The sequence below is a fragment of the Massilia sp. P2_C2 genome, from assembly GCF_056404615.1.
The window spans coordinates 1-6,199 of record NZ_JBFUDR010000333.1; the positions used below are offsets into that span (position 1 = coordinate 1).

Sequence of the window (6,199 nt, forward strand, 5' to 3'; positions counted from 1 at the left end):
ATACGGAGCGGAACARGCCGGGGTTGCGCAGCGCCAGCATCAGCGCGCCGTGGCCGCCCATCGAGTGGCCGCAGATRCCCACGCGCGCCGGATCGGCCGGCAAGACGTCCAGYACCAGGTCGCGCAGTTCGAGGATATGGCTGTAYATGCGGTAGTGGGCCGACCAGGGTTCCTGGGTGGCGTCCACGTAGAAGCCGGCGCCCACGCCGAAGTCCCAGTCGTCCGTCTCGCCGGGCACGCCCGCGCCGCGCGGGCTCGTGTCCGGGGCGACCAGGATCAGGCCCTCCTGCGCCGCCACGCGCTGGGCGCCGGCCTTGATCATGAAGGTTTCTTCGGTGCAGGTCAGGCCGGCAAGGTAGAACACCACGGGCAGGCGCTTGCCCTGCGCGCCGGGCGGCAGGTAGACGGAAAACCGCATCGACAATCCGATGGCGGCGGAATCGTAACGATAGAAACGCTGCACGCCGCCGAAACAGGCGTGTTCGCTGAGAAGTTCGGGCATGGCTCGGTCTTTGTGAGTTGATTAATAAACACAAGTATGCCCGGTCCGGCCGCCAGGTGCATCCCGCTTCAGATCATGCCCAGCGCGCCGAGGACCGCCCCGGCGGCGAGCAGCCACAGCAGGTGGATGCGCGTGCGCCAGATGACGAGGCCGCTGACGACGGCCGTGAACCACAGCGGCCAGTGCGCCCTCGCGTCGCCGCCCACCGAACTGGCCATGATCCACGCCGTCGACAGCAGCAGCGCGATCACGATGGGCGCCATGCCCTGCTTGAACGCGCGCACGGCGCGCAGGTCGCGGTTGCGGTGGCCCCAGCGCGCCGCGGCATACGTGATGACGGTGGACGGGGTCATGATGCCGACCATCGTCACGACCACGCCGAACAGCGCCGCGCCCGTGCTGCCGGCGTTCATGCCCACCTGCCAGCCCATCAGGGCGACGAACAAGACGTTCGGTCCCGGCGCCGCCTGGGCGAGGGCGATAGCCTGGTTGAACTGTTCCTGCGTCAGCCAGTGGTGCTGGTCGACGAGGAAGCGGTGCATCTCGGACGACGTCGAAATGGCGCCGCCGACCGACATCAGCGACAGCGTCAGGAAATGCACGAACAGGTTGAGCCAGTCGGCCCAGTCGAGGGTGAGGTGCAGGGGCGCGGTCATGCTTTCAGGCGGCGGTAGGTGAGGACGCAGGATAGACCGCCCAGCCCGAACAGGACCCAGGCGAGCGGGCACTTGAGCAGCGCCACGAGGATGAAGCCGGCCGCGCTGAGCGCGCTGCACCACGGCAGCGGTAACGGGTTCTTCTTCAGCGCGCCCGCCAGGCGCAGGCCGGCCGCGCCGATCAGGCCGGCGCAGACGGCGGCCATGCCGCGCAACGCGCCCGCGACCAGGGGACTGTCGGCGAAGCGGGCATGCAGCACCGCGAGGATGAGGACCAGCACGAGCGGCACCGCCAGCAGTCCGGCCAGCGCCGCCAGCGCGCCCGGCACGCCGAAATAGCGGCCGCCGATCATCAGCGACAGGTTGACCACGTTCGGCCCGGGCATGATTTGGGCGACGGCCCAGTCCTCGATGAATTCTTCCTGGGTCAGCCAGCGCTTGCGGTCGACCATCTCGCGCTGGATGACGGCGAGCACGCCGCCGAAGCCCTGCAGGGCCAGCAGCGTGAACGAGACGAACAGATCAGTGAGCGAGCGGGGGCGGGGATGGTCGGCAAGGTCGGGCGGCGCGGAGTTCATCCGAGGATTATCGCCGCGCCGCCCGGTTCATGTCCATGCGTGCCGGTATCCATCGTCGTGGGCCATGGATCAGCCGCCGCCGATCCCCCGCATCACGCGTCCGGTCCCTTCGCATTCGGGACAGATCTTGCCGTCGGCCAACTTGCCGCTGCCGCCGCAGGTTTCGCACAGGTCTTCACCGGCGCCCGGGGTGCCGGGTTCCGCTTCGTCGCCGGGTTTCATGTCGGGATCGGGCATTGCGCTCATGGCGTCCTCGTGATCGGTTGGGTGAAGGACCATTCTAGGTGCAGCGGGTTTTGCGGGGCGCACGAGAAATTTAATGGTAAATATTCTTGACTTTGGCCAAAGCTGGGAAATACTCGTTATGGGCAATCCCATCATTTCAATCCATCAAGGTCAGGAACTGCGATGAATCAAGACACCCTCGAGCTCGAAGACGGCCAGGCGACCGTCTCTTACCAGCGGCGCGATGCGAACCAGCGCGACGTCGTCGACCTGGGCATTGCCCTGCAGCAGCGCAGCAATACGATGTCGGCCGTGGAATATCTGCGTTCGCAAAACGTCGGCAACGACGTCATCGAACGGGTCCTCACGGAGCCGGGCCGGCGGCGCTCATGGTGTCTTTGAGTCTCCATGCACACGGCGTGTCCGACGATCGTAAACCATTGATTTTGTGAAGGTTGGCTTATTGCCCATGCATTGGGCAATTTGTTGAAACCCGCATTCCTGCTTGGTCTTGCAGTGTCAAGAGGGTGCTTTTCCACAACCTTATTCACAGTTTTTGTGGATATCTGACGTGGTTTTGCCACACCGACAACGTCGTGTCGGCCTGCTGGGCTTGCGCGGACTTGCATTAAGATACTGGACAAATGTACAGTTGAGCATCAACGCTCAACCATCATGTCCGCCACCGCAACCGCCATCTCCAGTCCAGCTTCCAGTCCATCCACCGCTGCCGATCCGTTCGCCGGCCTGAATCCCGAACAGCGTGCCGCCGTCGAGCATGACGTGGGCGCGGAGCGGGTGCGCCCGCTGCTCGTCGTGGCCGGTGCCGGCTCGGGCAAGACGAATACGCTGGCGCATCGCGTGGCCAGGTTGATCCTGGCCGGCGCCGACCCGCAGCGCATCCTGCTGCTGACCTTTTCGCGCCGCGCTGCCGCCGAGATGGGCCAGCGCGCGGCCGGCGTGCTGCAGCGCGTGCTCGGGACCAGGACGACGGCCGTCGCCAGCCTCCCATGGGCCGGCACCTTCCACAGCATCGGCGCGCGCCTGCTGCGCGAGTACGCGGGCCGGATCGGCCTGGAGGCGTCGTTCACGATCCACGACCGCGCCGATTCCGAGGATTTGATGGGCCTCGTCCGGCAGGAGATCGGCCTGGGTGCCGCGGCCGGCCAGAAGCGTTTTCCGCTGAAGGGCACGTGCCTGGCAATCTATTCGCGCGTCGTCAACAGCCGCGACCCGCTGGCGGACGTGCTGCAGTCTACGTTCCCGTGGTGCGGCGAGTGGGAAGAACAGCTCAAGCGGCTGTTCGGCGCCTATGTCGACGCCAAGCAGGAGCAGAACGTGCTCGACTACGATGACCTGCTGCTGTTCTGGGCCGAGATGGCGTCCGACCCGGAACTGGGGCCGGAGCTCGGCGCGCTGTTCGACCATGTGCTCGTCGACGAATACCAGGACACGAACCGCCTGCAGGCCGCCATCCTGCAGGGCATGAAGCCGGACGGGTGCGGCGTGATGGTCGTCGGCGACGATGCCCAGTCGATCTATTCGTTCCGCGGCGCGACGGTGCGCAACATCCTCGATTTCCCGCAGCAGTTCGGCGAGCCCGCCCGCGTCATCACGCTGGACCGCAATTACCGCTCCACGCAGCCCATCCTGGACGCGTCGAACGCCGTCATCGCCGCTGCGCTGGAGCGCCACGCCAAGACACTGTGGACCGATAAAGTGGCCAGCGGCAAGCCGCAACTGGTGCTGATCCCGGACGAGGCCGAGCAGGCGCGCTGGGTCTGCAACCGCGTGCTGGAGCAGCGCGAGGCGGGCATCAAACTGACGCAGCAGGCCGTGCTGTTCCGCGCGGCCAGCCACAGCGCGGCGCTGGAGCTGGAACTCGTGCGGCGCAATATCCCGTTCGTGAAATTCGGCGGCCTCAAGTTCCTGGAAGCCTCGCATATCAAGGACGTGCTCGCCATGCTGCGCTTCGCCCAGAATCCGGCGGGCAGGGTGGCGGGCTTCCGCGTCGTCCAGCTGATCCCCGGCATCGGCCCGGCAACGGCGGCGCGCTTGCTGGACGCCGTGGCGGCCGCGGCGGAGCCCGTCGACGCTGTCGACGCCTTTCCCGCGCCCGCGCGTGCGCAGGCCGAATGGGCCCAGTTCACGGCACTGTTCCGCACCTTGCGCACGCCCGGCCTGCGCTGGCCKCTGGAGGTGGAACTCGTGCGCGACTGGTACCAGCCGCACCTCGAACGCCTGCATGACGACGCGCCCGTGCGCGTCGGCGACCTCGACCAGCTCGTGCAACTGGCGGCCGGCTACGGTTCGCGCGAGAACTTCCTGACCGAACTGACGCTCGACCCGCCCGAAGCGACGAGCGACCGCGCCGGTCCGCCGCTGCTCGACGAGGATTACCTGATCCTGTCGACGATCCACTCGGCCAAGGGGCAGGAGTGGAAGGCCGTGCACGTGCTGAACGTGGTCGACGGCTGCATCCCGTCCGACATGGCGACGGGGAACAACGAGGATATCGAGGAAGAGCGCCGCCTGCTGTATGTCGCCATGACGCGCGCCAAGGAACACTTGCACCTCGTCGTGCCGAACCGCTTCTTCATCAAGCAGCAGGCACAGATGGGCGACCGGCACGTGTATGCGCAGCGCACGCGCTTCATCACGCCCGCCATGCTCAGGCATTACGAGGAATGCGTGTGGACGAACGCGGACACTTTGCAGATCCGCAAGCCGGTGCCCGACAGCGTACGCATGCTCGTGCGCGAGCGGGCGCGTAACGCCTGGAAGTAGTAAAACGCGCCCGGGGCGAAAAATGACAGCAAGATGACGGGAAAAGTGGACAGAAGCGTCAGCGGGTGAGAAAGTTATCCCCGTCGAGTCGTTTTTGTAGGATTTTGCCTCTCATTCCCTACCTGCCCAAAACTGGGGCAACGCTAACTCGTTGATTTCCAAGTATTTGGATTTTGCCTGTTCATTGGGCAGTTTGTTGAAACCCGCACCAATACTGCCCTCCCGGCTTGTCAAGAGGCGCTTGTCCACACAGTTATCCACATTTCTTGTGGATATTAAAATTAATCCCTTAGAATCAATACTTTAGATCACGGACTTGATACGGCATCGAGCATTTTCGCGTCGCTAAGTCCAAGTTTGTGCAAGAAATCTTTACTGTGGGCATTATGAGTGCAGCATAGAGCGCAGGGCGCGCAACGCGTCCAGCGCCCCCAGAGCGAGTCCGACGCCGCGGCGCGGGCCGACGTGCGGCTCGCGGGGATTGATGCGGATCAGCGGCGCGCGCAGCGATTCGCACAGATGCCGCACGGACGGGACATCCGTGCCGGCGCCCAGCTCGATGACGACGGGCCTGCGCAACTGCGCGCGCCACTGGCCGAAGCGGTCATATTGATCTTCCGTGCGTGCATCCAGCCAGCGGCCATCGTTGAACATCAGGATGTTCGGCCGCGCCAGTCCTCCGCAATGCGGGCAGCGGGGCAGCGGCGGGGCCATCAGGCAGGTCGCCGGGTCGACGACCGGATCGACGGCATCCGCCGGCCAGATGGCGTCGCGACACGGGCGCGTGCATTGCAGATGGTGGATCGAACCATGGCATTCGACGAGACAGTCGTCATCGAAACCGGCGCGCTGGAACTGGCCGTCGACATTGCTCGTGAAGACGAAGGCGCCATGCGGCAGGCGCGCGCCGATGTCGCGCAGGATGGCGAAGCCTTCGTGGGGGACCGTGTTGCGGTACAGCGCGAGACGGTGGCCGTAGAAGCCCCAGGCCAGTTCCGGGTTCACGTCGAACTGGCGCGGATTCGCAATCTCGACGAAGCGGATGCCGGCGGCGGCCAATGGCGGATACGCGCGCCAGAAACCGTGGTCGCCGCGGAAGTCGGGCAGGCCGGAATCGACGCCGATGCCGGCGCCGGCGCCGATCAGCAGGCCGTCCGCGTCCCGCACCAGGGCAGCGGCGCGGGCGAGGGCGGCGGCGTCGTCCGGGCTCATGCGGCATCTCCTGCGTCGATACGGCTTAGCAAGCGTTCAAGTTCGCCCAGGAAGCGTTCCGCCGCCACGCCCGGCGGCCACGGCTCCCACGGCGTGCAGCCATAGACGGCGACCAGCGGATCGCGGTCCAGCACGGCAGAGCGGATCTTCAGCGTGGACCGCACTTCCTGCTGGGACCAGCCGGCCACGTGCACGGCCTCGCTGGCGGCTGCCAGGCGGTCGGCGCGCTTGTGCAACTG

At 65.9% G+C, this 6,199-nt stretch carries 8 protein-coding genes and 1 pseudogene; 2 read left to right on the forward strand and 7 right to left on the reverse strand.

Annotated features, from left to right (window positions below):
• The 4 genes from AC1DYX_RS26195 to AC1DYX_RS26210 form a co-directional block, all read right to left on the reverse strand.
• Positions 1–502 (reverse strand): alpha/beta hydrolase-fold protein (locus AC1DYX_RS26195; protein WP_477264326.1); only part of this gene is annotated, 502 nt, incomplete at its 3' end.
• Positions 503–570: 68 nt separating this feature from the next.
• Positions 571–1,158 carry a chromate transporter gene (locus AC1DYX_RS26200; RefSeq protein ID WP_477264328.1) on the reverse strand — a complete coding sequence of 196 codons (588 nt, stop codon included), beginning with the start codon at positions 1,156–1,158 and terminating at the stop codon, positions 571–573.
• Positions 1,155–1,736: a chromate transporter gene (locus AC1DYX_RS26205; protein ID WP_477264330.1), complete on the reverse strand. Its 582-nt coding sequence runs from the start codon at positions 1,734–1,736 to the stop codon at positions 1,155–1,157. The genes AC1DYX_RS26200 and AC1DYX_RS26205 overlap by 4 nt, the downstream gene beginning before the upstream one ends.
• Positions 1,737–1,805: 69 nt before the next feature.
• Positions 1,806–1,982 carry a hypothetical protein gene (locus tag AC1DYX_RS26210; protein ID WP_477264332.1) on the reverse strand — a complete coding sequence of 59 codons (177 nt, stop codon included), beginning with the start codon at positions 1,980–1,982 and terminating at the stop codon, positions 1,806–1,808.
• Positions 1,983–2,144: 162 nt separating this feature from the next.
• On the opposite strand from AC1DYX_RS26210, the gene AC1DYX_RS26215 reads away from it, so the two are divergent.
• Together AC1DYX_RS26215 and AC1DYX_RS26220 are read left to right on the forward strand one after the other, a co-directional pair.
• Complete coding sequence (locus AC1DYX_RS26215) at positions 2,145–2,363, forward strand: hypothetical protein (RefSeq protein ID WP_477264334.1); 219 nt, start codon at positions 2,145–2,147, stop codon at positions 2,361–2,363.
• 273 nt (positions 2,364–2,636) lie between these two features.
• Positions 2,637–4,748, forward strand: coding sequence for an ATP-dependent helicase (locus AC1DYX_RS26220; RefSeq protein ID WP_477264336.1), 2,112 nt, complete (start codon positions 2,637–2,639; stop codon positions 4,746–4,748).
• Positions 4,749–4,859: 111 nt separating this feature from the next.
• Here AC1DYX_RS26220 and AC1DYX_RS26225 read toward each other — a convergent pair whose 3' ends face one another.
• The 3 genes and pseudogenes from AC1DYX_RS26225 to AC1DYX_RS26235 all read right to left on the reverse strand — a co-directional run.
• Positions 4,860–4,997 (reverse strand): hypothetical protein, encoded by a 138-nt coding sequence (locus AC1DYX_RS26225; protein ID WP_477264338.1) that lies wholly within the window; start codon positions 4,995–4,997, stop codon positions 4,860–4,862.
• A gap of 135 nt (positions 4,998–5,132) precedes the next feature.
• Entirely contained in the window at positions 5,133–5,960 is an 828-nt protein-coding gene (locus tag AC1DYX_RS26230) for an SIR2 family NAD-dependent protein deacylase (protein ID WP_477264340.1), read from the reverse strand.
• Positions 5,957–6,199, reverse strand: a pseudogene (locus AC1DYX_RS26235) (phosphohydrolase); the annotation flags it as partial. The gene AC1DYX_RS26230 and the pseudogene AC1DYX_RS26235, both read right to left, overlap by 4 nt.

Excerpts from the sequence above, each read along its gene's own strand:
- AC1DYX_RS26200 (WP_477264328.1), bottom strand. The coding sequence starts at position 1,158 with ATGACCGCGCCCCTGCACCTCACCCTCGACTGGGCCGACTGGCTCAAC.
- AC1DYX_RS26205 (WP_477264330.1), bottom strand. The coding sequence starts at position 1,736 with ATGAACTCCGCGCCGCCCGACCTTGCCGACCATCCCCGCCCCCGCTCG.
- AC1DYX_RS26210 (WP_477264332.1), bottom strand. The coding sequence starts at position 1,982 with ATGAGCGCAATGCCCGATCCCGACATGAAACCCGGCGACGAAGCGGAA.
- AC1DYX_RS26215 (WP_477264334.1), top strand. The coding sequence starts at position 2,145 with ATGAATCAAGACACCCTCGAGCTCGAAGACGGCCAGGCGACCGTCTCT.
- AC1DYX_RS26230 (WP_477264340.1), bottom strand. The coding sequence starts at position 5,960 with ATGAGCCCGGACGACGCCGCCGCCCTCGCCCGCGCCGCTGCCCTGGTG.